Here is a 23,112-nt window from a genome sequence, read left to right as displayed (position 1 = left end):
CCTCAAAGACACCCAACACCGGTCATACCCCGGCCAGTTTGTGGTGCGATTCCATCCCTGAACCAATCCGTGGGAAGGGAATGGGACGATGCGACATTTGAAGGAAATCGCGACAGCGGTGGGAACCTTGGCAATAGCCGTTGGTATCGGGTTTGTCATGCAAAGCAGCGAAACCGCGCAGGCCCGATACGGCGAAGATGCGCGACCGGTACAGATACCCACTGCAACAGAAGCCGACGGTGCCCTGAACGGCAGCGCCAGCGCTGATGTCCTGTTGGAAGTCCAGGAGATCGAGCTGACATCAGCCTCGGACCCCGTTGCGGTCCCTGTTCCTCAGACAGAAAGCAATGTGCAGCGTGTTGCCGCCCCGGCCACGGCACAGACACCTCAGGATGCAGACACGCTGCCTCGGGCCGAAGGCTGCGAGATGGCCGCGCATGCCACGGTCGGTGCGGCAGCCATGGTCACACTGACGTTGAACGCACCGTGCGCGGCCAATGAACGCCTGACCGTGCATCACAATGGCATGATGTTCACCGAAACCACGGATGACGCCGGCGATTTGACAATTCAGGTGCCTGCACTGACCAGGAATGCGGTCTTTATCATGGCCTTTTCGAATGGTGACGGCGCGGTGGTCCAGGCCAGCGTACCGGACGTGGATCAATACGAACGCACGACGCTTCAATGGCGCGGTCTTGCCGGGTTTGAACTGCACGCGCGTGAATTTGGTGCGGAGTATGGTCAGACTGGTCATATCTGGTCTGGCGTGGACCAAAATGCCGATGGCATGACGCAGGGCGAAAACGGCTATATCATGCGGTTGGGTGACGCGCAGTCTGCTGAAACCCTGATCGCCGAGGTCTATACCTACCCGTCCGGCCATTCGGCCAAGTCCGGGGTCATTGATCTGAGCGTCGAAGCCGAAGTGACGCACAACAATTGCGGCCTGGAAGTTGAGGCGCAATCGCTGGAGATGATGACCGGCGGACAGATGAAAACCCAGGATTTGACGCTGGCCGTGCCCGGTTGTGATGCAGTTGGCAGTTTTCTAGTGTTGAACAATTTGGTCGCAGACCTGAAAGTCGCCAGCAACTGACCGTAGCGACAACAGGCTTCACATGGCTTTGGTACGTGCGGCGATTTTCGCCGCACTTTCCTTTTTCGGGACCGCGCTTGGGGCGCAGGACGTCACGCTGACCTCCCCAGACGGGCAGGTCGAACTCAGCGGAACGCTCCTGGGCTTTGATGGCGAGTTTTACCGGATCGAAACCGTCTATGGTGAATTGACCGTGGATGGGTCGGGTGTGTTGTGTGAAGGGCCCGCCTGTCCGAACCTGCAGGATTTCGTGGCCGAGATCAGTGTATCCGGTTCCTCCACCATGGGGGCGGTGTTGATGCCCGCCCTGATCGAAGGGTTTGCCTTGCGCAACAACTACGACACGCGGCGCGTAGACGTGGATGCGCGGAACTTTATCTACGAACTGATCGACACGGCAACGGCCAAACGCGTGGCCCGCTTTTACTTCCATGTTTCCACAACAGACGAAGGGTTCGCAGACCTTTTGGCCAATGACGCAGACATCGTCATGGCGCTGCGCGAGATCCGTCCGGACGAACGTCAACGTGCAAGGGATGCCGGGATGGGGGACATGACACAGGCCAATCGCAGCCGCGTTCTGTCCCTGGACGCCCTTGTGCCGATTGTTGCGCCGTCGAACCCGATTGACCGGATTTCGCCGCAGGACCTGGCAGCTGTGTTCGCGGGACGAATACAGAATTGGGCGGAACTGGGTGGCGCGGATGCTCCGATTTCGCTGCACTTGCCGAATGCACGCACTGGGCTGGGCCAGTCCGTCGAAGATGACATCATGGGCCCTGCGCGTGCAGCGCTTGCCGATGGTATCATCCGGCATGACCGCGGTCTGGATGTGGTCAACGCCGTGTTGCGCGATCCGTTTGCCATCGGCATCGCAAGCTATGCCGACACTGGCGACACCCGGACATTGACGTTGACGGGACCCTGCGGATTTTCCCTGTCCGCGGGGCGGGAGACGATCAAGACCGAAGACTATCCTTTGACGGCGCCGATGTTCCTGTACCTGCCTGCACGCAGATTGCCCAAGATCGGACGAGAGTTTCTGGCCTTTACCCGCGGGCCTTCGGCGCAGGTGGTGATCCGGCGGGCCGGATTTGTGGATCAGGCCCCCGAAGAGGTATCGATCAACGCCCAGGGATACCGGTTTGCCAATGCGATCACGTCCGCAGGACCTGAGGTGTCGCTGGAGGAATTGCAGCGCATGACCCGGACCTTGTACGGCATGTCCCGTTTGACGACGTCGTTCCGGTTCGAGGCAGGGTCCATCCGGCTGGATGCGCAATCACGGTCGAATGTGCAGCAATTGGCGCGCGCGATCGAGCAAGGGACGTATGATGCGCGGCAGATCCTTTTGGTGGGGTTCAGTGACGGGGATGGTCCCGCCGCCGCCAACAGGGATATTGCACTACGCCGCGCGCAAGCGGTGCGCCGCGCGGTCGAGGCCGCAGCCCCGACAGCAAATTTCGAGCGATTTCAATTAGATGTGGACGCGTTTGGGGAAGCGTTGCCCATGGCCTGCGACGACAGTGCCTGGGGACGGCAGGCCAATCGGCGGGTCGAGGTGTGGCTGCGTTAAAGGTACCCTTCGGATTTGAAGCTGAGTTCCCGGCTTTTGCCGACAATCAAATGGTCGTGCACGGTGATCCCAAGGGCGGAACAGGCCATTTCCATCCTGGCCGTCATGTCGATGTCGGATTGGCTGGGGGTCGGGTCACCTGACGGGTGGTTGTGCACAAGGATCAGCGCGGAGGCGTTCAGTTCAAGTGCGCGTTTGGCCACTTCGCGCGGATAGACGGGTACGTGATCGACGGTGCCTTTGGCCTGTTCCTCGTCTGCGATCAGCACGTTCTTGCGATCGAGGTAAAGCACCCGGAACTGTTCGGTTTCGCGGTGTGCCATGGTCGTATGGCAATAGTCCAGCAAAGCGTCCCAACTGGAAATCACCTGCTTGTTCAGCACCTTGGCCCGTGCCATCCTGTGTGCCGCTGCCTCGACAATCTTCAGTTCACAGACCACTGCGTCGCCCACACCCTTGAACGCGCGCAGCCGTTCGACGGGGGCGGTGACGACGCGATTGAAGTCGCCAAATTCGGCCATCAGGGCGTGAGCCAATGGCTTTACATCCTGTCGGGGAATGGCCCGGAACAGGACCAGTTCCAGCATCTCGTAATCCGGCAATGCCGCGGCGCCGCCGTCCATGAAACGGGTGCGCAGACGTTTGCGATGATCGGCCATGTAAGACGGTGTCCGGCCCTTCGGCAGGGGGACAGGGAGCGCCTCGTCAAGGTCGAAAGGAAGGGGTTGTTCTGCGAAATGGGACATAGCCAAAGCGTGCATCAGAGCGGTTAGCGAAGGGTTAATTTGGACAAAATTGGACGTACACAACCTGTGCACACCCTGTGCACAGGCTGTACACCGCCAGGGTGCACACCAACTGAGTGGCTGTGTCGAAAGCGGGCGGGTTGAAAGCCCGCCCGACCGATGTGACGATTGTGGTTGACCGTGCGCATCGCGCGCAAAAGGCGTGTTACCCCTTCATCGAATCCCAGAAGGACTTCACACTGGAGAAGAAGCTGGAGGATTCGGGGTTGTTCTCCTCCGAGAGTTCCTCGAATTCGCGCAGCAGTTCCTTTTGACGTGTTGTCAGGTTCACCGGGGTTTCGACCGCGAGTTCAATGAACATGTCGCCGGGGCCGCCGCCGCGCAGTGCGGGCATGCCCTTGCTGCGCAATCGCATCTGTCGCCCCGATTGGGACCCTGCCGGAATTTGCACGCGCCCGCGCCCGCCGTCGATGGTGGGCACTTCGATGCTGCCCCCCAGGGCGGCTGTCCCCATGCTGACCGGTACGCGGCAGAACAGGTTTGTGCCATCGCGTTCGAACAGTTTGTGGTCGGCCACCTCGATGAAGATATAGAGGTCACCCGATGGGCCGCCGCGCATGCCTGCCTCGCCCTCGCCCGCAAGGCGGATGCGGGTGCCGGTTTCGACACCTGCAGGGATGTTCACGGACAGTGCGCGGTCCTTTTCCACGCGTCCCGCGCCACTACAGACCTTGCAGGGGTCCTTGATGATCTGGCCGAGACCCGAGCATGTGGGGCAGGTGCGTTCGACGGTGAAAAAGCCCTGCTGTGCGCGCACCTTGCCCATGCCGGAGCACGTGGGGCAGGTCGTGGGTTCGGAGCCGCCTTCGGCGCCGGTGCCCGAACAGTTGTCGCATTGCACGGAAGTGGGCACGTTGATGGTTTTCTGCAGGCCCGCAAATGCGTCTTCCAGCGAAACGCGCAGGTTGTAGCGCAGGTCAGACCCGCGCGCCGCGCGCTGTCGCCCGCCACCGCCAGCGCGTTGTCCGCCCATGAAGTCGCCAAACAGATCGTCAAACACGTCTGAAAAGGCAGAACCAAAGTCGCCCTGCTGGCCGCCGAAACCGCCGCCGGGACGGCCACCGCCACCACCCATGCCACCTTCGAATGCCGCATGGCCAAAGCGGTCATAGGCCGCTTTCTTGTCGGCGTCTTTCAGGACTTCGTAGGCCTCGTTGGCCTCTTTGAACTGCGCCTCGGCGTTGGGGTTGTCTGCATTCCGGTCGGGATGCAGTTCCTTGGCCTTCTTGCGGTAGCCCTTCTTGATCTCGTCAGCGCTTGCGCCTTTCGAGACGCCAAGCACCTCGTAGTAGTCACGTTTTGCCATGGATCATGTCCTTTGCTGGAACGTCTGAGGCCGGCCTATTGGGGGCCGGCCTCGTGATTGGTTCCTCTGAGGCCCAAAATCAGGCGCGCTTGTTATCGTCGTCGAGATCTTCGAATTCGGCGTCGACGATATCGTCATCGTTCGCGCGCGGCTCATCCGCCGCTTGCGGTTCGTCGTCGGCGTCGTCCTGCGCCGCCTTGTAGATCGCTTCGCCCAGTTTCATGGCCGCTTCGGTCACGTTCTGGATGCCCGATTTGATCTTGTCGGCGTTTTCGCTTTCCAACTCGTCCTTGAGCGCGGCGATGGCCAGTTCGATCGCCTCGACCGTGGTCGGGTCGACCTTGTCCGAATGCTCTTCCAGCGACTTTTCGGTCGAATGGATCAGGCTTTCGGCCTGGTTGGTCGCTTCGACCAGTTCCTTGCGTGCCTTGTCCGCTTCGGCGTTTTCCTCGGCGTCCTTGACCATCTGTTCGATGTCTTCGTCCGACAGACCGCCCGACGCCTGGATCGTGATCTTCTGCTCTTTCATCGTGCCCTTGTCGAGCGCGCCCACCGACACGATGCCGTTGGCGTCGATGTCGAAGGTCACTTCGATCTGGGGCATGCCGCGCGGGGCGGGCGGGATGTTTTCAAGGTTGAACGCACCCAACAGCTTGTTGTCCGACGCCATTTCACGCTCACCCTGGAAGACCCGGATGGTCACGGCGTTCTGGTTGTCCTCGGCGGTCGAGAAGATCTGGCTTTTCTTCGTCGGGATCGTGGTGTTGCGGTCGATCAGGCGGGTGAACACGCCGCCCAGCGTCTCGATACCCAGCGACAGCGGGGTCACGTCCAGCAGGACAACGTCCTTCACGTCACCTTGCAGGACACCGGCCTGGATCGCGGCGCCCATCGCGACCACTTCATCCGGGTTCACGCCCTTGTGGGGTTCCTTGCCGAAGAACTTGGTCACTTCCTCGATCACTTTGGGCATGCGGGTCATACCGCCGACCAGCACCACCTCGTCAATGTCGGAGGCGGACAGGCCCGCATCCTTGAGCGCGGCGGCGCAGGGTTTCATCGAGGATTTGATCAGGTCACCGACCAGTTGTTCCAGCTTGGCGCGGGTCAGTTTCATGACCATGTGCAGCGGCTGGCCGTTCGAGCCCATCGAGATGAATGGCTGGTTGATTTCGGTCTGGTTGGCCGAGCTGAGTTCGATCTTGGCCTTTTCGGCGGCTTCCTTGAGGCGTTGCAGCGCCATCTTGTCCGCGGTCAGGTCGACCGAGTGTTCCTTTTTGAACTCGTCCGCGAGGTAATTGACGATGCGCATGTCAAAGTCTTCACCACCCAGGAACGTGTCGCCGTTGGTGGATTTCACCTCGAACAGGCCCTCGTCGATTTCGAGGATGGTCACGTCGAACGTACCGCCGCCAAGGTCATAGACCGCGATGGTTTGCGAGTTTTCCTTGTCGAGGCCATAGGCCAGTGCGGCCGCTGTCGGTTCGTTGATGATCCGCAGCACTTCGAGGCCTGCAATCTTGCCGGCGTCCTTGGTGGCCTGGCGCTGCGCGTCGTTGAAGTAGGCGGGAACGGTGATGACCGCCTGGGTCACGTCTTCGCCGAGATACGATTCGGCGGTTTCTTTCATCTTGCCCAGGATGAAGGCAGAGATCTGGCTGGGCGAATATTTCTCGCCGCGCGCTTCGACCCATGCGTCGCCGTTGCCGCCGTCGATCACGGCGAAGGGCAGGTTTTTCTTGTCCTTGGCCAGATCCGCGTCGTCATTGCGGCGGCCGATCAGGCGCTTGACGCCAAAGATGGTGTTGTCGGGATTCGTGACCGCCTGGCGTTTGGCAGGTTGGCCGACGAGACGTTCGTTTTCCGTAAAGGCCACGATGGACGGGGTTGTCCGCGCGCCTTCCGCGTTTTCGATCACGCGGGGCTGGCTGCCATCCATGATGGCGATGCAGCTGTTGGTGGTTCCAAGGTCAATACCGATGACTTTAGCCATGTTTTTCGATCCCTCATATCAGTTCAAGGCGATGACACGAGGCGGCGACCCGTTTCGGCATCGACGCCACGCATAGGTTTGCGCACGATTTCGTGCGCGCTGCGGCGTATATAAGGAGGGTGCAGGGGTGCTGCAACCGTTGTCACGGGGCCAAAAACAGCAAAAATTGCACTTATCGAAGGGGAAATTGCCATGCACGCAAGCGTGCGCGGATTTGAGATTTACAAAGGGCATCTGGATGCGGCGCAACAGGCGGCCCTGGTGGCCGATGTGCGCGCTATCGCCAAGGTCGCCCCGATGTTTTCGCCCGACACGCCCTATGGCAAGCCGATGTCGGTGCGCATGACCTCGGCCGGGGCGGTCGGTTGGTATGCGGACCGGTCAGGATACCGCTATGCGCCGCTGCATCCCGGCGGCTCGGACTGGCCTCCGATCCCGGCATCCGTGCTGTCGCTGTGGCATGATGTGACCGGTCTGGACCGTGATCCCGATTGCTGTCTGATCAACTACTACGGCGAAGGGGCCCGGATGGGGATGCATCAGGACAAGGACGAGGCCGATTTCAAATGGCCGGTGGTGTCGGTGTCGCTGGGCGATGACGGGCTGTTCCGGATCGGGAACACCACGCGGGGCGGCAAGACGGAATCGCTGTGGCTGAAAAGTGGGGATGTCGTGGTGATGGGCGGCGATGCGCGCCTAACCTATCACGGGGTGGATCGCATCAGGTTCGGGTCATCCACGCTGTTGCCCAGGGGCGGGCGCATCAACCTGACGTGCCGGGTGGTGACGTGACGCGGAACAAATCCGTCACCTGCGCCGTTTCCCAGTGGCCAGTCAGGACCGTACATGACCGATATTTTTGACATCCTTTTGCGCACTGTCCTGATTGTCGGCAGCATCATCCTGCTGACGCGGCTGCAAGGGTTGCGATCCTTTTCCAAGCTGTCCGGCTTTGACTTTGCGATCACGGTGTCTGTCGGTTCAATTCTTGCCGCTGCGGTGACAACACTTGGGACGGGCGTTCATGTGTTCGCCATTGCCTTGGCCGCTTTGTTTCTGGTGCAATTCTTGCTGACACGTCTTCGGGTCTGGCGCGACGGTGCGTCCGCCCTGGACAATGCGCCGCTTCTGATCATGGAAGACGGTGTGCCGCTGCAAGAGAACATGAAACTGGCAGGCGTCACCCATGCCGATCTGCGTGCGAAACTGCGCGAGGCGAATGCGTTTGACCTTGCAACCGTGCATGCCGTCGTTGTTGAAACCACCGGTGACGTGAGTGTGCTGCATGGGCCGGCAGATGGTCCCCGTCCCGACGCCAGGGTCATGGAAGATGTGCAGCGCCAGTGACCTGCACCCTGGCCGCACCTTATTCCGTCGGGGGCGCGAGGACGGAGGATGTGGCCGGTTCCTGAAATGCCGCGTCCAGATCCAGCAGTTGCAGCGTGTCGAGCCCCACAAGAACCGAATCGACGGCGATGGTGGCAAGGATGATGCCCATAACCCGGCTGATGACGCTGGCGCCTGTATTGCCGATCAGGCGGTACACATATGTGGCCGTCAAAAGCAGGACCAGCGTGATGACCAAAACCAGAAGCAACAGACCGGCGGTCACCACCTGGTCCGTAAGGCTTTCGGTTGTGTTGTCCGTCAGGACGACGATGGCCAACATCGCGCCGGGCGAGGCGATGGAGGGCATGGCGAGGGGGAACACCGCACCGGCAAGGTGGTCGCGCTCGGCCTCTGCGATCTCGGTCGTGGACTTGGCGTCGCCGAAGATCATGGTGAGGGCAAAGAGGAACAGGATGATCCCGCCCGCGATCTGGAATGACCCGAGGCGCAGGCCAATCGCCTCGAGCAGAAGCTGGCCACCCAGCAGAAAGGCGAACAGGACCAGACCGGCAATGCCGACCGCCCGAATGGCGAACTGCCGATGCAAGGCGGCTGGAACATGGGCCACGGCAAACAGGAACACTGGCAGCGACCCAACAGGGTCGATCACAACAAACAACGTGATGAAGTCGCGCAACAGCGACAGCCAGTCCAGTTCCATGGCTGGCTATATGCAGCTTAGCGGCGCGCGTTCCAACTGATAGATGCGTGACGCCGCGTATAGAATTCACCCATCAACCCAAGCATGAGCAGAATGACGCCAACCCACCATGCATATTCCCAGCTGGAATAGCGGGGATTGTAGTTGATGAACGTGTATCCGCGCGACTGGTCGATGGTATGGAACAGCGGGTTCCAGTCGAACATCGCCAACATGAAACTGGGCAGGGTGTTTGCCACGAACATCTTGCCCGACGCGATCATGTTTGCCCGTTGGTAGATTTGGGAAAAGATCGACACGAAGGTCGGAAACCACGGTTTGATTGCCAGCAGCACCAGACCCAGCGCGCAGCCTGTGAACCACGCAAGCAGCAACATGCCAAACGCGGCAAAGGGTTGTTCGATATGCACGGGCGTGAAGGCCACGTGATAGATGAACAGGATCATGAACAGCGACAGGACCTGAATATACAAGGCCCCGATGGCCGCCGAACAGATCGACACGATCGTGTTCATCGGCGCGTGTTGCATCATCGGGCTGGCGGGCCCTTCGGCCCCTGTGACCGCGCCCAGCGATTTCACATGCGTCATATACAGGAAGATGCCCGTCATGATGTAGAGCAGGAAATCACCCCGGATCGCCGCACCACGCAGTCCAAGGATCGAGAACATCACGTAAAAGGCCATCACAAAGATGACCATCTGCAGCATGTTCATCGCGATGGCGAGAAAGGCGTTGTTATGGGCCTTGCGCACGGATCGGACGACCGAGTGATAAATCACCTCGAACATCGACAGCGCGATGCCTAACCCCGTCTGTGGTTTGCGCGTTGATTGAAACATGTGCCGTTCTGCCTCGTGCAGTGCGAAGGTCGCAGGGAAATCTTGCCGTTCCGTTAGCGCCGCATCATAAGAAGCGCGCGGGCCGTTTTCAACAAAAGCCCGACCAAGGAGGCTTTTTCATGACTTATGACGCGTTAATCCCCGTCATCCGCAAGCTGGCGCTGGAAGCTGGCGACAAGATTATGGAGATTTATGACGCCGATGATTTCGACGTGAAAGTCAAATCGGATGACAGCCCTGTGACAGAAGCGGACGAAGCCGCCGATGCCTTGATTTCCGCCGGTCTGCGCGCGGCCTTCCCCGACATCATGCTGGTTACCGAAGAACAGGCCGCCACGCATAGCACCACGGGCAAGACATTCCTGATTGTCGATCCGCTGGATGGGACGAAGGAATTCGTGCATCGCCGTGGTGACTTTACCGTCAACATCGCCCTGGTCGAGGATGGCGTGCCGACCCGCGGTGTCGTTTATGCGCCCGCCAAGGGCCGCATGTTCTATACGCAGGCCGATGGGCAGACCGTGGAAGAAACCGGTACCCTGGACAAGGATGCCGTTGGTGACGTGACCCCGTTGTCCGTTGCCGACAGCGACAATGACGCGCTGATGGTTGTCGCCTCGAAATCGCACCGCGATCAGGCCACGGATGATTACATCAACAAATATTCCGTCAAGGACATGACAAGCGCGGGCTCGTCCCTGAAATTCTGTCTGGTGGCGACGGGCGAGGCGGATATCTATCCCCGTGTCGGCCGGACCATGGAATGGGACACCGCCGCGGGCCACGCCGTGCTGACCGGCGCAGGCGGTCATGTGGTGCGCTTCGACGACCACAGCCCGCTGGTCTATGGCAAGGACGGCTATGCCAATCCGTTTTTCATTGCCTATGCCCCGGCCGTTGACCTGAAACCGGCCTGATGTCCGTTCTGATCGCCATTCCGGCCCGCTATGCCTCGTCCCGCTATCCCGGCAAGCCATTGGTGCCGTTGACAGGGGCAACCGGCGAGGCCCAGACGTTGATCGAACGCAGCTGGCGCGCAGCCATGGCCGTGTCAGGTGTGGACCGCGTGGTTGTTGCCACGGATGACGACCGGATCAAGGACGTGTCGGAGGCGTTTGGCGCCGAAGTCGTGATGACATCAGAGACGTGCCAGAACGGCACAGAACGCTGTGCCGAAGCCCACGCCGCGCTGGGCGGTGGCTATGACTTTGTGGTGAATTTGCAGGGCGACGCCCCGCTGACCCCGGCCTGGTTTGTCGAAGGGTTGATTGACGGCCTGCGTCGTGCGCCCGACGCCGAGATTGCAACGCCGGTGTTGCGCTGTGACGGCGCGACGCTGCGCGGTTTCCTCGAGGACCGCAAGGCGGGCCGCGTCGGCGGCACGACAGCGGTGTTCGGTGCAGCCCGGCAGGCCATGTACTTTTCCAAGGAAGTGATCCCCTTCACCAACGACACCTATGCCGATGATGCGCAAACGCCCGTGTTCCATCACGTGGGTGTTTATGCATACCGACCTGATGCGCTGGCGGCCTATCCGTCCTGGCCCGTGGGCCCATTGGAGACATTGGAGGGCCTCGAACAGTTGCGCTTTATGGAGAACGGGCGGCAGGTTCTGTGTGTCGAGGTGGAGGCGCGGGACCGGCAGTTCTGGGAACTGAACAATCCCGCCGACGTGCCCAAGATCGAAGCGATGATGGCGGAGATGGGGGTCGCATGACCCATCCGCCGGTCAGCGTTGTGGTTGTCAGCCGCGACCGGCCAACCGCGCTGATCCGGTGCCTGACGGGGCTGTCGCAGCTTCAATATCCCAATTTCGAGATTGTTGTCGTGGCCGACCCGGCGGGGTGCGAGGCTGTTGGCGCAAGCGCGCTGTCCGACCTGATCAAGCTGGCGCCCTATGACCAACCCAACATCTCTGAGGCGCGCAACCTTGGGATCAGCCATGCGGCGGGCGACATTGTTGCGTTCATCGATGATGATGCGGTGCCCGAACCCAGTTGGCTGCATTATCTGATCGCCCCGGCGCAGCGACCAAATGTGGCGGCGATGGGCGGGTTCGTTCGGGCCCGCAACGGCATTTCCTGGCAGTCCAGGGCGCACACGGTCGATCCGATGGGCGTGATCGAACCGTTTGATGTCAGCCCGCATCGGGCCACCGTCATGACGCCCAAGGGGCACCGGGCCATCCGGACGCATGGCACCAACATGGCGGTACGTCGTGATGTTCTGGTCGCACTGGAGGGGTTCGATCCCGGCTTTGCTTTCAGTCTGGAAACGACGGATCTGAACCTGCGGCTGGCGCGTGCCGGACATGCCACGGCGGTGGTGCCCCTTGCCGAGGTCCACCATGGGTTTCGATCCAGCCCACGCAGACGCACCGATCGCGCGCCGCGCGATCTGTTTGACACCGGATCGGGCTGGGCCGTGTTTCAGCGCAAATACATGGGCGAAGCGCAGCGCAAGGATCATTGGCGACTCATAAGAGAGGCGGAACGCCGCCGCGTGATCGGCCATATGGTGGCCGGGCGCCTTCTGCCACGGGATGTGCGGCACCTCGTCGCGCGGATGGACCAGGGGTATGGTCAGGGTCTAATGCGCCAAAGGGGCGGTGCCCAGATCGCCCGCAGCCCGGTTTCCCCCTTCAAGCTGTTTCCCTACCGGTCGCGCGCGTCGGTGGTTCTGGCCGGGCGCAGTTGGCAACATCGCCGGATGCGGGCCGAGGCGGCAAAGCGCACAGAAGCGGGAGATATCGTCAGTCTGTTTCTGTTTTCGCCAACGGCGCTGTATCATCACGTCCAATTCGACCCGGTGGGGTTCTGGGTTCAACGCGGCGGCCTGTTTGGCCGTTCGGTGCGCGATGCGCCGGTTTTTCGATTCTTCAGTTTCCGGGAAAGGGTCGCGGCCGAAACACGCCGCATTGGCAAACAGCGGCTGATCTCGTGATCTGTTTGGCGCGTCTGGGCAACACTTGACCGACGCTGACCGACTTTGAGGAATTGGATATTTGTTAATTGCGGGTTAGTAGTAAAGACAAGCCAAGGACGAGTTTTGTGAGCAGAGGTTTGAGATGCGCAAGAAGGTGACCAAGGCGATTTTTCCGGTGGCGGGTCTGGGAACGCGGTTCTTGCCTGCAACCAAATCGGTACCGAAAGAGATCATGACGCTGGTCGACAGACCTTTGATCCAATACGCCATTGATGAGGCGCGCGCCGCAGGTATCAAGGAGTTTATCTTCGTGACCTCGCGCGGCAAAGGCGCGCTGGAGGATTATTTCGACCACGCGCCGACCCTGGAGCAGGAACTGCGGAAAAAGGGCAAGGACAAGCTGCTGGAGGTGCTGAAAAGCACCAATATGGAAAGCGGCGCCATCGCCTATATCCGTCAGCACAAGGCGCTGGGCCTTGGTCATGCCGTGTGGTGCGCCCGCCGTCTGATTGGCAACGAACCCTTTGCGGTGATCCTGCCCGACGACGTGATCGCTGCGGATACGCCCTGTCTGCAACAGATGGTCGACGCGTATAATGAAACCGGTGGCAACATCGTTGCCGCAATGGAGGTCCCGCCCGAGCGCGCGTCATCCTATGGTGTGCTGGATATCAAGAACGACATGGGTCAGCTGGTCGAAGTCAAGGGTATGGTTGAAAAGCCGCCGGCCGGTCAGGCGCCCTCGAACCTCGCTGTGATTGGACGTTACATCCTGACCACCAAGGTGCTGCGGTCGCTTAACCAGATGAAAGCGGGGTCCGGTGGCGAGATCCAGCTGACCGACGCCATCGCCAACGAAATCGGAGGCGAGGACGGAGTCTATGGCTACCGGTTCCGGGGCCAGCGTTTTGACTGCGGATCGAAATCCGGATTTCTGCAGGCCACAGTCGCCTTTGGCCTGGCCCGGGACGATTTGCGCGACGATCTGCACGCGTATATCCGTGACGTTGTCCAGATGGACAAGGCTGCCGAATAGAACGGGACTGAAACGTGACGAACGTATTGGTCACCGGCGGGGCGGGGTACATCGGGTCGCACGCCTGCAAAGCGCTGCAGGCTGCCGGATACACGCCAATCACCTTTGACAATTTCGAAACCGGCTGGCGGGACGCCGTCAAATTCGGCCCCTGTATTCACGGCGACCTGACAGATCGCGCAGCGCTGGATACCGCGTTTGCCGAATATGCCCCCGTTGCTGTCATGCACTTTGCCGCACTGAGCCAGGTGGGCGAAAGCATGCAGGACCCGGGCCGCTACTGGCGCAACAACGTCGTCGGGTCACTGACACTGATCGAGGCCGCAGTGGCCGCCGGGTGTCTTGATTTTGTGTTTTCATCGACCTGCGCAACCTATGGCGATCAGGACAATGTCGTGCTGGATGAAAACAGCGCGCAGCACCCCATCAACGCCTATGGGGCCTCAAAACGTGCGATCGAGGATATCCTGAGGGATTTCGAAGTCGCCCATGGGTTGCGTCACGTGATCTTTCGCTATTTCAACGTGGCCGGTGCGGACCCCGAGGGCGAGGTTGGCGAGTTCCATCAGCCCGAGACCCATCTGATTCCCTTGATGCTGGATGCGATTGACGGAAAGCGTGATGCGCTGACGGTGTTCGGCACGGATTACGACACGCCGGACGGCACCTGCATTCGCGACTATGTCCATGTGTGCGACCTGGTGGACGCCCATGTGCTGGGCCTGCGCTGGCTGCGCGACGACAAAGGCAGCCGGGTGTTCAACCTGGGCACGGGCGACGGATTTTCCGTACGCGAGGTCATTGATCATTCACGTGCGGTTACCAACAAATCCGTACCTTTTGTCGAAGGCGACCGCCGCCCCGGCGATTGTACCAAACTCGTGTCCGGCTCGACCCGGGCCGAGGTTGAACTTGGCTGGACCCCGACACGGTCGACCCTTGAAACCATGATCCGGGACGCGTGGCGTTGGCACCAGTCCGGGCATTATGAAAGGTAGCGATGCGCGCATTGTGGGCCGCCTATAAGCTTGTCTGGAAGCGCCGCCGCCTTCGGTGGCGCGCATTCCGCAGCCGCCACGCCCTGACAGTTGTGCACGACCGGACCGCAGATCTGGCCCCGGATGCGATCCGCGCCTTTGTCTGCCTGCGCAACGAAATGCTGCGCCTGCCCCATTTCCTGGACCATTACCGGCGCCTTGGCGTGACGCGGTTTCTGGTGGTCGACAATGACAGCACCGATGGGTCGCAGGCCTTTTTGGCGGAACAGCCGGATGTGTCATTGTGGCGGACAACGGCCAGTTATCGGGACGCGCGGTTTGGCCTTGATTGGATGAACTGGTTGCTGGCGCGCTATGGGCATGGTGCGTGGTGCCTGCTGGTCGATGCCGATGAACTGCTGGTCTATGCAGATCACGAACGGCAGGACCTGAATGCCCTGACGCGGTGGTTGGACGGTCAGGGTCAACGCGCCTTTGGTGCCTTGATGTTGGACATGTACGCCCGGGCCGCGCTGGGCGCGGACGATGCCGCACGCGACCCGCTGCGTATTCTGGAAGGGTTCGATGCGGGGCCGTACCGGGCAACACGTCAGGAGCCGCTGGGCAATCTTTGGGTGCAGGGCGGTGCGCGGGACCGCGCATTCTTTGCCGATGATCCACGCCGCGCGCCAACCCTGAACAAGTTGCCGCTGGTGCGGTGGGACAGGCGGTTCACCTATGTGAATTCCACGCATTCCATGCTGCCCCGCCGCATGAACTTTGCCTATGACGGGCCCGGCGGAACGGCGCCCTCGGGCGTGCTGCTTCACACCAAATTCCTGCCGGACGTTGTGGAGCGGGCCAAAGAGGACCTGAGCCGACGCCAGCATTTTCACAACCCGGATGTCTTTGTCGACTACTATGATGCGATCCGGCAGATGCCTGTGCTCTGGTACGCCGGATCCACCCGGTACACCGGATGGACGCAACTGGTTCAGTTGGGCCTGATGTCCGATGGCGGTTTCGCCAAACCCGATTGACCGCGATTGTTTCCAATGCGCCTTCAGTCACACACAGATCACAGGTTCATGCGGAAACGAGTTCTACCTTGTAACTCATTGCAATTTTTACGAAGTTCTAATCTATAGCGGTGTAATGGCAGTTCATGATATCATCGCTGGGCCGCGACGGCGGCTGAGGCACCAATAAGAACGGGCTAGCTTTGGGGCTTTGGGACTCTTACCGGATGCGTTTGCGACGCAAGTATCGACTGGTTCGATCTGCGCGTAAGTCGTTGGAGTTGAAGGTTTTTCAAGACCGCACCGCACAGATCAAGCCCAATGATATTCTTCTGATCAGCACGATGCGGAACGAAAAGATCCGCTTGCCGCATTTCCTGGATTACTACCGATCCCTGGGCGTGGATCATTTCCTGTTTGTGGACAATGACAGTACCGATGGCACCCTGGATTACATCGCCGGCATGCCGGACGTATCGGCGTGGCACACCACAGCCAGCTACAAGGCGTCCAAGTTCGGCGTGGATTGGGTCAATTGGCTGGCCCGCAAATACGCCGATGGGCATTGGATGCTGGTGGTCGATCCGGACGAATTGTTTGTGTATCCGTTCTGCGATACGCGGTCGGTCCGGGCGCTGACCGATTGGCTTGAAAATTCAAACATCCGCAGCTTCAGTGCGATGCTTCTGGACATGTATCCCAAGGGGCGGATTTCCGAACAGCCCTACGTGGCCGGGCAGGACCCGCTGCAGATCGCCAGTTGGTTTGACAGCGGCAACTACACCATCGCGCGGAACCACCAGTACGGCAATTTGTGGATACAGGGCGGACCGCGTGCGCGCACCTTTTTTGCGGATAACCCGTACAAGGCGCCAGCCCTGAACAAGGTGCCGCTGGTGAAGTGGAGCAAGCGGTACGCCTATGTCGATTCGACCCACATGATGCTGCCGCGCGGGCTGAACCTGGTCTATGACGAATGGGGCGGCGAAAAAGCGTCGGGTGTCCTGCTGCACACCAAGTTTCTGGACACGTTCACCCAAAAGGCCAAGGAGGAGCTGGAGCGCCGACAGCATTACGGTGCGTCGATTGAATACAGGGCCTATGCCGCCGCCAAGGACGACGAACTGGACCTCTGGTGCAAGTGGTCCGAAAAATACATCAATTGGCGGCAGCTTGAAATTCTTGGGCTCATGTCAAAAGGGAACTGGGCATGAGCGTCGGCATCGTCATGCTGGTGCACACGGCGCTGGACCGGGCGGAACAGGCCGCGCGGTTCTGGGCCACGGGCGGTTGCCCGGTGGTGATCCATGTTGACGTAAAAGTGCCGAAAAAGACCTACGCCACATTTGCCAAGGCGCTGTCCGACATCCCCACCATAAAGTTTTCCAAGCGGTTTCGCTGTGAATGGGGTACTTGGGGCATTGTCGCGGCCAGCCAGGCAGCATCGGAGCTGATGCTGGCCGAATTTGATGATGTCCGGCATGTCTACCTGGCATCGGGATCGTGTTTGCCTTTGCGCCCGGTTGAAGAACTGGTGGATTACCTCGCGGCGCGACCGCGCACAGACTTTATCGAAAGTGCGACAACGGCCGACGTGCCCTGGACGGTTGGCGGCCTTGACCACGAACGGTTCACGCTGCGGTTTCCGTTTTCATGGAAGCGACAACGGTTCCTGTTTGATCGCTATGTCGAATTGCAACGCAGGTTGCGCGTCAAACGCAGAATCCCGGCTGGCCTCGTGCCGCATATGGGCAGCCAATGGTGGTGCCTGACCCGGCAAACGCTGTCCGCGATCCTGCAAGGGCCGGATCGCAAGGAATACGACGCATATTTCAGACGCGTCTGGATCCCTGATGAAAGCTACTACCAGACCCTGGCGCGGCAGTACGCCATCGAAATTGAAAGCCGGTCACTGACCCTGTCCAAGTTCGACTTTCAGGGCAAGCCGCATATTTTCTATGACGATCACCTGCAGCTGCTGCGCCGGTCCGACTGTTTCGTGGCGCGCAAGATCTGGCCCCATGCCAACCGGTTGTACGAGACGTTCCTGACGGACCCATCCGGCGCGATGAAGCGTACCGAACCGAATCCGGGCAAGATTGACCGCATCTTTGCCAAGGCGGTTGAACGACGGACGCGCGGGCGGCCGGGCCTGTATATGCAAAGCCGTTTTCCCAACGAGGATTGGGAAAACGGGGTGACGGCAGCGCCCTATTCGATGTTCCAGGGCTTTTCCGAGATTTTCGAGAATTTCGAACCGTGGCTGGCCAGGGCCACGGGCGCGCGCGTGCACGGGCACCTGTTTCATCCGGACCGGGTTGAATTTGCGGAAGGTCAGAAGACCCTGAACGGGGCCTTGTCCAACAGCGCGAAGATGCGCGACTATAACCCGACGGGTTTTTTGACAAACCTGATCTGGAATACACGCGGCGAACGTCAGTGTTTCCAGTTCGGGCCAGCAGACAACCAGCGGATCAACTGGAAGGTTGCCAAGGATCCCAACGCCCAGATCTCGGTCATTTCGGGGGCCTGGTCGGTGCCGCTTTTCCGGTCGAACATGAACTTTCTGGACATCCGCAAAGAAGCCGCGCGGCTGCAGAAAATCGAAAGCGAACATTTGGATGTTCTGCGGTCGCATTGGGCCAAGGCACGTATCCGCATCTGGACCATGGCCGAGTTCGTCGAGGCGCCGATGGAGCCGTTGCAAGGCATACTTGACGAGATTGGCCTGACCCATGCCCGCCGGTTGTCCGAGGTGCCGAAGCTGGTCAATCTGACCGGGTTTGGCCAGTTCCTGCAAAACCTCAAGAACCAGGGCATGCACCCGCACCTGATGGGCGATTTCCCGGTGGCGATTGGCCCGCAACCCGTGCAGGATTCGCCGCGCAAACCCTATCTGGTACGTTGATCTGACATGGCAAAATTCGACTACTTCGTTGTGTTTGCCGAGATGCGCACAGGGTCCAATTTTCTGGAAACCAACCTGAACGCATTTGACGGGATCAGCTGTCATGGTGAGGCGTTCAACCCCGCCTTCATCGGGTACCCGAACAGGGACGAGATCCTTGGCGTGTCACAAGCTGCCCGTGACGAAGACCCCAGGCAATTGCTGCGCGAAATCAGAAAGACGCCGGAGTTGAGCGGTTTTCGCTATTTCCATGACCACGATCCGCGCATCTTTGACAAGGTTGTCGACGATCCGAAATGCGCCAAGATCGTACTGACCCGCAATCCGGTTGACAGCTATGTGTCCTGGAAGATCGCCAAGGCGACCGGGCAATGGAAACTGACGGATGCCAAGGCCCGCAAGGACGGCAAGGCAACCTTTGACGCGGATGAATTCGCCGAGCATCTGAATGCATTGCAGTCCTTTCAGGTCACGCTGCTCAACCGGCTGCAATCAACCGGGCAGACGGCGTTTTATGTGGCGTACGAAGACTTGCAGTCTCTGTCGGTGATGAACGGGTTGGCCATGTGGTTGGGCGTCGACAGCCAGCTGGAGGCACTGGACAAAAGCCTCAAGGTGCAGAACCCGGCCGCGTTGTCCGACAAGGTCAGCAACTTTACCCAGATGACCGAGGCGCTGTCGGGGCTGGATCGGTTCAACCTGACGCGCACGCCGAATTTCGAACCGCGGCGCGGGGCGGCGGTGCCCACCTATTTCGCCAGTCAAACGCATCCCATCCTGTACCTGCCCATCCGGGGCTGGCCCGAGGATCCGGCGCTGCGGTGGTTGCAGGCAATTGATGGGGCGGATGGGATCAAACCTGCGTCCAAGTTGTCACAAAATGACATGCGTGACTGGATGCGCGCCCATCCCGGTCACCGCAGCTTTACCGTTTTGCGCCATCCGCTGGCGCGGGCGCACAGCGTGTTCTGCCACCGGATCCTGAACACGGGAAAAGGTGGGTATGGCGGGATCCGCAGCACGCTCAGCAAGCGCTACAAGCTGGATCTGCCGGATGATCCCGCCGATCAAGCGTATGACAAGGCGGCGCATCGCACGGCGTTTGTGGCGTTCCTTCGGTTTCTGAAGGCCAACCTGAATGGGCAGACCGGGATACGTGTCGATCCCGATTGGGCAAGCCAGGCCAAGACACTCGAAGGGTTTGCGGAGTTTGCCCTGCCGGGGCGGTTGATGCGTGCGGATACGTTGGCCTATGAATTGGCCGAGTTGAGCGCGACTGTCGGTTTGGCTACGCCCCCCGCGCTGCAAAACGATGCGCAGGATGCCCCGCACCCGCTTGTCGACATCTACGACGCGGAAGTCGAAGCGCTGTGCCGCGCGGCGTATTCGCGCGACTATCTCATGTTCGGATTTCTGGACTGGGCGCCGGCCTAGGCGGCCTGGGCCGGTTTCGATTCGTTCAGAATCGCAAACAGGGTGCTGGCGTCCGGGTTGGCGCGCAGCTTGGTGCAGATCGCGCTGTCGCGCAGGGTGCGGGACACCAGCGCCAGCGCCTTGAGGTGTTCGACACCAGCCTCTTCCGGGGCGAACAGGGCAAAGGCGATGTCGACCGGCTGACGATCGACCGCATCAAAGTCGATGGGTTTATCAAGCAGGACAAACGCGCCCATGACATCCGAAATGCCATCAAGGCGCGCATGGGGCAGGGCCACACCGTGGCCCACGCCCGTGGGACCCAAGGCTTCGCGCGCGATCAGCGATTCAACCACCTGACCTGCATTCACGTCATAGGCAGACTGCACGAGTTCGCCGATCTCGTGAAAAAGCCGTTTCTTCGATGAGGCGGAGGTCACAACCTTGACCGCCTCAGATTTCAAAAGAGTCCCAAAATTCATTCTGCTCGCTTGTCGGTGCGTCGTGACACCGATCCCTTACGGGTCGATCCAGCCAATGTTCCCGTCTTCGCGACGGTAGACCACATTCAGCCCGTCTTTCCCTTCGTTTCGGAACACCAGCACAGGGGCGCCCGCCAATTCCATTTGCATGACCGCTTCTCCGACCGAGAGGGATGGGATCTTGGTTTCCATCTCGGCCACGATCATAGGTTGCAGCGTCTCGGGTTCCGAGTCGTCCACACCCACATCAGAGGCGAGGATATAAGAGGCCGCGCCAGAGAGTTCAACCGGCTGTACGCGATCCTTGTGATGGTCCTTGAGACGCCGCTTGTAGCGCCGCAATTGTTTCTCCATCTTTTCGGAACAACCATCAAAAGCTGCATAGATTTCAGTGGCATGCGCCTTGGCCTGAGCGGTCAGGCCGGTCGAGAGGTGCACTGTTGCTTCACAGACATATTCATGCGCGGACTTCGAAAAAACCACCTGCGCGTTTGTCGGGCGTTCGGCATATTTCTGCACAACCGCTCCCAAATCATCCCGCACATGGGTTTGCAGGGCCTCGCCGATATCGATCTGTTTGCCACTGATTTGATACTGCATTCTCGCTCCTTCTGTTTTGTCCGCAGCGCGTATGTCACCCGTGTCTATGACCGACCGGGGGCATGACGTCAGTTGTGCGGAATCGGCGTTGTCCGCCCCTGACACCCTGCCCACCCTGACATCAGGATGGGTGACACGCGGATCGGGAACAGCATCAAAGCCATATCTCATTGCACGCCAAAAGGCGGGTCCGAGTCAATGAAAAGCGCACGGAAAAGCGTCCCGGGTTTTACCCAATCCGAAAGTTCTCGCCGAGATACACCCGGCGCACATTTTCATTCTGCACAACATCTTGGGGCGTACCCGACATCAACACCTGCCCGTCATGCAGAATATAGGCCCGGTCCACGATCTCGAGCGTTTCGCGCACATTGTGATCGGTGATCAGAACGCCAATGCCACGCTTTTTCAGATCGGCCACAAGGTGACGGATGTCACCGACGGAAATGGGATCAACCCCGGCAAAGGGTTCATCAAGCAGCAGGTAATTCGGGTTCGCGGCCAGTGACCGCGCGATTTCCACGCGCCGCCGCTCACCGCCGGACAGGGCCAGCGCGGGTGCCCGCCGCATGTGTTCGATGGAAAACTCGCTCAGCAATTCTTCCAACCGTTCGCGGCGTTTGTGCCGGTCGGGCTCGGTGATGTCGAGGATGGCCAGAATGTTGTCCTGCACGCTGAGGCCGCGAAAGATGCTCATTTCCTGGGGCAGGTACCCGATGCCCATCTGGGCGCGCCGGTACATTGGCAGACTGGTGACGTCCGTGCCGTCCAGCGTGACGGTGCCGCCTTCGGGTGTGACCAGACCGGCCACGGCGTAGAACGTCGTTGTCTTACCCGATCCGTTGGGCCCCAGCAGGGCAACAACCTCGCCGCGGTTCAGCTCCATGGAAAAGTCGCGGATCACCAGTTTCTTGCGGTAGGATTTGCGCAGATGCGAAATTTTCAGGCCCGACGACCCGCCCGCGACTTTCAGTTCCGGGGCCGCCATCAGTTGTTGCCGGTCTGCAGGATGGTTTTGACGTTGCCCTGCATACGGGCGGTGCCATCGTCCAGGTTCACGGTCATCCGGTCGGACGAAATTGCGCTTTGGCCCTGGGCCAGCAACACGTCGCCCGTCATTACGATCAGGCCGGTGTCGATGCTGTAATCCGCACGCTGCGATTCAGCGGCATCCGGGCCGGATACCAGTGTCACGCCGCCCGTGGCCTCCATTCGTTCGATCCCCGCCTGATCCTCTCGGTAGACAACCAGAACCCGTGGCGCAGACAGGCGCATGTCGCCCTGCCCGATAACCACATTGCCCGTGAATATGGCAGCACCCGTTTCCTGATCGACATTCAGTTCATCGGCGCTGACCTCGACCGGGGCGGACGTATCCTGTCGGATCGCACCGAACGCAATCTGCGTTCCCTGAGCGTAAAGTGGAGTGATCAGACCCAAAAGGATCAGGCAGGCTATGGCACGCAAGAAAGTCACGGGTCTATTACTCTTCCAATTCTTGGGGGCGGTATATCAACTTTACGCCATTTGTGAAAATCAAATGGGCGTTGCCGGTGTCCGCCTGTTTTTCAAGGCGCATATTGCCCGCTTCCAGGGTGCCGGACAGACCGGTTCCGCTGACCGGTCCCGGCGACGTCACTGTCATGGCGTCGAAATCCGTCTGCAATTCTTCCGAGTTCAACTTGTAACCCGTTGACGTGGTGATCACGACATTGCCTTCCAGAAGGGATGCCCCCGCCGACATGTCAAATTCACCCCGGTCCGAAAACAGGATGACGCGGGTGCCGCCTGTCAGGTCGATATGGGCGGCAAGGTCAGTGGCCGCGTTCCGTGCCCCCCCGGCCGTCGCCATCGTGCCGGCGGACACAGACACCCTGTCTCCGCTTTTCGACGTCCCCGAAAAGAATGGTGCGGTGATCTGTTGGCCGCGCAAGCGTTCCTGAATCTCGGTCTCTGCAAAGGGAATGGATGCGACCGGATCGACATTGCGCGACAGTAGAAACAGCATCGACAACAGGGCCAGCGCCGTCAGCGGCAGCAGCACCTTGAGCCAGGCGACCAGTCTTGAATAACCGTCCAT

The 23,112-nt window shown here is 60.1% G+C and carries 23 protein-coding genes; 13 read left to right on the top strand and 10 right to left on the bottom strand.

Going from position 1 to position 23,112, the window contains the following annotated elements; translation table 11 throughout:
• Positions 1-88: 88 nt before the first annotated feature.
• The gene (locus Q0844_RS12045) at positions 89-1,099 is read left to right on the top strand and encodes a hypothetical protein (RefSeq protein WP_299045044.1); all 1,011 of its coding nucleotides are present in this window, start codon (positions 89-91) and stop codon (positions 1,097-1,099) included.
• A 22-nt stretch (positions 1,100-1,121) separates the two neighbouring features.
• The gene (locus Q0844_RS12040) at positions 1,122-2,675 is read left to right on the top strand and encodes a phosphate ABC transporter substrate-binding/OmpA family protein (protein WP_299045043.1); all 1,554 of its coding nucleotides are present in this window, start codon (positions 1,122-1,124) and stop codon (positions 2,673-2,675) included.
• On the opposite strand, the gene radC is transcribed toward Q0844_RS12040, so the two are convergent.
• The 3 genes from radC to dnaK all read right to left on the bottom strand — a co-directional run bounded on the left by radC (position 2,672) and on the right by dnaK (position 6,780).
• Positions 2,672-3,421: a DNA repair protein RadC gene (gene radC / locus Q0844_RS12035; RefSeq protein WP_299045041.1), complete on the bottom strand. Its 750-nt coding sequence runs from the start codon at positions 3,419-3,421 to the stop codon at positions 2,672-2,674. The genes Q0844_RS12040 and radC overlap by 4 nt on opposite strands.
• A 205-nt stretch (positions 3,422-3,626) precedes the next feature.
• Complete coding sequence (gene dnaJ / locus Q0844_RS12030; protein WP_299045039.1) at positions 3,627-4,787, bottom strand: molecular chaperone DnaJ; 1,161 nt, start codon at positions 4,785-4,787, stop codon at positions 3,627-3,629.
• Between the two features lie 79 nt (positions 4,788-4,866).
• Positions 4,867-6,780 (bottom strand): molecular chaperone DnaK, encoded by a 1,914-nt coding sequence (gene dnaK / locus Q0844_RS12025; RefSeq protein WP_299045037.1) that lies wholly within the window; start codon positions 6,778-6,780, stop codon positions 4,867-4,869.
• A gap of 192 nt (positions 6,781-6,972) precedes the next feature.
• Here dnaK and Q0844_RS12020 point away from each other — a divergent pair, with 192 nt between their 5' ends.
• Together Q0844_RS12020 and Q0844_RS12015 are read left to right on the top strand one after the other, a co-directional pair.
• Positions 6,973-7,572, top strand: a complete 600-nt coding sequence (locus Q0844_RS12020; RefSeq protein ID WP_299045036.1) for an alpha-ketoglutarate-dependent dioxygenase AlkB — start codon at positions 6,973-6,975, stop codon at positions 7,570-7,572.
• 54 nt (positions 7,573-7,626) lie between these two features.
• Entirely contained in the window at positions 7,627-8,127 is a 501-nt protein-coding gene (locus tag Q0844_RS12015) for a YetF domain-containing protein (RefSeq protein ID WP_299045034.1), read from the top strand.
• Positions 8,128-8,146: 19 nt separating this feature from the next.
• Here Q0844_RS12015 and Q0844_RS12010 read toward each other — a convergent pair whose 3' ends face one another.
• Together Q0844_RS12010 and Q0844_RS12005 are read right to left on the bottom strand one after the other, a co-directional pair.
• Complete coding sequence (locus tag Q0844_RS12010; protein WP_299045033.1) at positions 8,147-8,830, bottom strand: MarC family protein; 684 nt, start codon at positions 8,828-8,830, stop codon at positions 8,147-8,149.
• 17 nt (positions 8,831-8,847) lie between these two features.
• A complete protein-coding gene (locus Q0844_RS12005; RefSeq protein WP_299045031.1) occupies positions 8,848-9,672 on the bottom strand; it encodes an ABC transporter permease in 825 nt (274 codons plus the stop codon).
• 119 nt (positions 9,673-9,791) lie between these two features.
• Between Q0844_RS12005 and cysQ the strand changes: the two genes are divergently transcribed.
• From cysQ to Q0844_RS11960, 9 genes are all read left to right on the top strand, one after another.
• Entirely contained in the window at positions 9,792-10,589 is a 798-nt protein-coding gene (gene cysQ / locus Q0844_RS12000) for a 3'(2'),5'-bisphosphate nucleotidase CysQ (protein WP_299045029.1), read from the top strand.
• On the top strand, positions 10,589-11,389 hold the full coding sequence (locus Q0844_RS11995; RefSeq protein ID WP_299045026.1) for a manno-octulosonate cytidylyltransferase: 801 nt from the start codon (positions 10,589-10,591) through the stop codon (positions 11,387-11,389). The genes cysQ and Q0844_RS11995 overlap by 1 nt, the downstream gene beginning before the upstream one ends.
• Positions 11,386-12,615: a glycosyltransferase gene (locus tag Q0844_RS11990; protein ID WP_299045024.1), complete on the top strand. Its 1,230-nt coding sequence runs from the start codon at positions 11,386-11,388 to the stop codon at positions 12,613-12,615. Before Q0844_RS11995 ends, Q0844_RS11990 begins: the two co-directional genes overlap by 4 nt.
• Before the next feature lie 124 nt (positions 12,616-12,739).
• On the top strand, positions 12,740-13,633 hold the full coding sequence (gene galU, locus Q0844_RS11985) for a UTP--glucose-1-phosphate uridylyltransferase GalU (RefSeq protein WP_299045022.1): 894 nt from the start codon (positions 12,740-12,742) through the stop codon (positions 13,631-13,633).
• A 14-nt stretch (positions 13,634-13,647) separates the two neighbouring features.
• A complete protein-coding gene (galE, locus tag Q0844_RS11980) occupies positions 13,648-14,631 on the top strand; it encodes a UDP-glucose 4-epimerase GalE (protein WP_299045020.1) in 984 nt (327 codons plus the stop codon).
• Between the two features lie 2 nt (positions 14,632-14,633).
• On the top strand, positions 14,634-15,650 hold the full coding sequence (locus Q0844_RS11975; protein WP_299045018.1) for a glycosyltransferase family 2 protein: 1,017 nt from the start codon (positions 14,634-14,636) through the stop codon (positions 15,648-15,650).
• Positions 15,651-15,856: 206 nt separating this feature from the next.
• Positions 15,857-16,843 (top strand): glycosyltransferase family 2 protein, encoded by a 987-nt coding sequence (locus tag Q0844_RS11970; protein WP_299045016.1) that lies wholly within the window; start codon positions 15,857-15,859, stop codon positions 16,841-16,843.
• Complete coding sequence (locus Q0844_RS11965) at positions 16,840-18,537, top strand: beta-1,6-N-acetylglucosaminyltransferase (RefSeq protein ID WP_299045014.1); 1,698 nt, start codon at positions 16,840-16,842, stop codon at positions 18,535-18,537. Before Q0844_RS11970 ends, Q0844_RS11965 begins: the two co-directional genes overlap by 4 nt.
• Positions 18,538-18,543: 6 nt before the next feature.
• Complete coding sequence (locus tag Q0844_RS11960) at positions 18,544-19,971, top strand: nodulation protein NodH (protein ID WP_299045012.1); 1,428 nt, start codon at positions 18,544-18,546, stop codon at positions 19,969-19,971.
• Here the strand turns inward: Q0844_RS11960 and Q0844_RS11955 are convergent.
• The 5 genes from Q0844_RS11955 to Q0844_RS11935 form a co-directional block, all read right to left on the bottom strand.
• Positions 19,968-20,432, bottom strand: a complete 465-nt coding sequence (locus Q0844_RS11955; protein WP_299045010.1) for a PTS sugar transporter subunit IIA — start codon at positions 20,430-20,432, stop codon at positions 19,968-19,970. The two genes, Q0844_RS11960 and Q0844_RS11955, sit on opposite strands and share 4 nt — an antisense overlap.
• Before the next feature lie 36 nt (positions 20,433-20,468).
• Complete coding sequence (raiA, locus tag Q0844_RS11950; RefSeq protein ID WP_299045009.1) at positions 20,469-21,032, bottom strand: ribosome-associated translation inhibitor RaiA; 564 nt, start codon at positions 21,030-21,032, stop codon at positions 20,469-20,471.
• A gap of 229 nt (positions 21,033-21,261) precedes the next feature.
• Entirely contained in the window at positions 21,262-22,020 is a 759-nt protein-coding gene (gene lptB / locus Q0844_RS11945) for an LPS export ABC transporter ATP-binding protein (protein WP_299045008.1), read from the bottom strand.
• Entirely contained in the window at positions 22,020-22,508 is a 489-nt protein-coding gene (gene lptA / locus Q0844_RS11940; protein WP_299045007.1) for a lipopolysaccharide transport periplasmic protein LptA, read from the bottom strand. The genes lptB and lptA overlap by 1 nt, the downstream gene beginning before the upstream one ends.
• 7 nt (positions 22,509-22,515) lie before the next feature.
• Positions 22,516-23,112 carry a hypothetical protein gene (locus Q0844_RS11935; RefSeq protein WP_299045006.1) on the bottom strand — a complete coding sequence of 199 codons (597 nt, stop codon included), beginning with the start codon at positions 23,110-23,112 and terminating at the stop codon, positions 22,516-22,518.

It is taken from the genome of uncultured Tateyamaria sp. (assembly GCF_947503465.1).
Lineage (GTDB): Bacteria > Pseudomonadota > Alphaproteobacteria > Rhodobacterales > Rhodobacteraceae > Tateyamaria.
This window is presented reverse-complemented; position numbering and strand designations above follow the sequence as displayed.

Excerpts from the sequence above, each read along its gene's own strand:
- radC (WP_299045041.1), bottom strand. The coding sequence starts at position 3,421 with ATGTCCCATTTCGCAGAACAACCCCTTCCTTTCGACCTTGACGAGGCG.
- Q0844_RS12040 (WP_299045043.1), top strand. The coding sequence starts at position 1,122 with ATGGCTTTGGTACGTGCGGCGATTTTCGCCGCACTTTCCTTTTTCGGG.
- Q0844_RS11970 (WP_299045016.1), top strand. The coding sequence starts at position 15,857 with ATGCGTTTGCGACGCAAGTATCGACTGGTTCGATCTGCGCGTAAGTCG.
- Q0844_RS12015 (WP_299045034.1), top strand. The coding sequence starts at position 7,627 with ATGACCGATATTTTTGACATCCTTTTGCGCACTGTCCTGATTGTCGGC.
- cysQ (WP_299045029.1), top strand. The coding sequence starts at position 9,792 with ATGACTTATGACGCGTTAATCCCCGTCATCCGCAAGCTGGCGCTGGAA.
- raiA (WP_299045009.1), bottom strand. The coding sequence starts at position 21,032 with ATGCAGTATCAAATCAGTGGCAAACAGATCGATATCGGCGAGGCCCTG.
- Q0844_RS12045 (WP_299045044.1), top strand. The coding sequence starts at position 89 with ATGCGACATTTGAAGGAAATCGCGACAGCGGTGGGAACCTTGGCAATA.
- Q0844_RS11965 (WP_299045014.1), top strand. The coding sequence starts at position 16,840 with ATGAGCGTCGGCATCGTCATGCTGGTGCACACGGCGCTGGACCGGGCG.
- galU (WP_299045022.1), top strand. The coding sequence starts at position 12,740 with ATGCGCAAGAAGGTGACCAAGGCGATTTTTCCGGTGGCGGGTCTGGGA.
- Q0844_RS11990 (WP_299045024.1), top strand. The coding sequence starts at position 11,386 with ATGACCCATCCGCCGGTCAGCGTTGTGGTTGTCAGCCGCGACCGGCCA.
- dnaJ (WP_299045039.1), bottom strand. The coding sequence starts at position 4,787 with ATGGCAAAACGTGACTACTACGAGGTGCTTGGCGTCTCGAAAGGCGCA.
- Q0844_RS11995 (WP_299045026.1), top strand. The coding sequence starts at position 10,589 with ATGTCCGTTCTGATCGCCATTCCGGCCCGCTATGCCTCGTCCCGCTAT.
- Q0844_RS11935 (WP_299045006.1), bottom strand. The coding sequence starts at position 23,112 with ATGGACGGTTATTCAAGACTGGTCGCCTGGCTCAAGGTGCTGCTGCCG.
- Q0844_RS11955 (WP_299045010.1), bottom strand. The coding sequence starts at position 20,432 with ATGAATTTTGGGACTCTTTTGAAATCTGAGGCGGTCAAGGTTGTGACC.
- dnaK (WP_299045037.1), bottom strand. The coding sequence starts at position 6,780 with ATGGCTAAAGTCATCGGTATTGACCTTGGAACCACCAACAGCTGCATC.
- Q0844_RS11960 (WP_299045012.1), top strand. The coding sequence starts at position 18,544 with ATGGCAAAATTCGACTACTTCGTTGTGTTTGCCGAGATGCGCACAGGG.
- Q0844_RS12010 (WP_299045033.1), bottom strand. The coding sequence starts at position 8,830 with ATGGAACTGGACTGGCTGTCGCTGTTGCGCGACTTCATCACGTTGTTT.
- Q0844_RS12005 (WP_299045031.1), bottom strand. The coding sequence starts at position 9,672 with ATGTTTCAATCAACGCGCAAACCACAGACGGGGTTAGGCATCGCGCTG.
- Q0844_RS12020 (WP_299045036.1), top strand. The coding sequence starts at position 6,973 with ATGCACGCAAGCGTGCGCGGATTTGAGATTTACAAAGGGCATCTGGAT.
- Q0844_RS11975 (WP_299045018.1), top strand. The coding sequence starts at position 14,634 with ATGCGCGCATTGTGGGCCGCCTATAAGCTTGTCTGGAAGCGCCGCCGC.
- lptB (WP_299045008.1), bottom strand. The coding sequence starts at position 22,020 with ATGGCGGCCCCGGAACTGAAAGTCGCGGGCGGGTCGTCGGGCCTGAAA.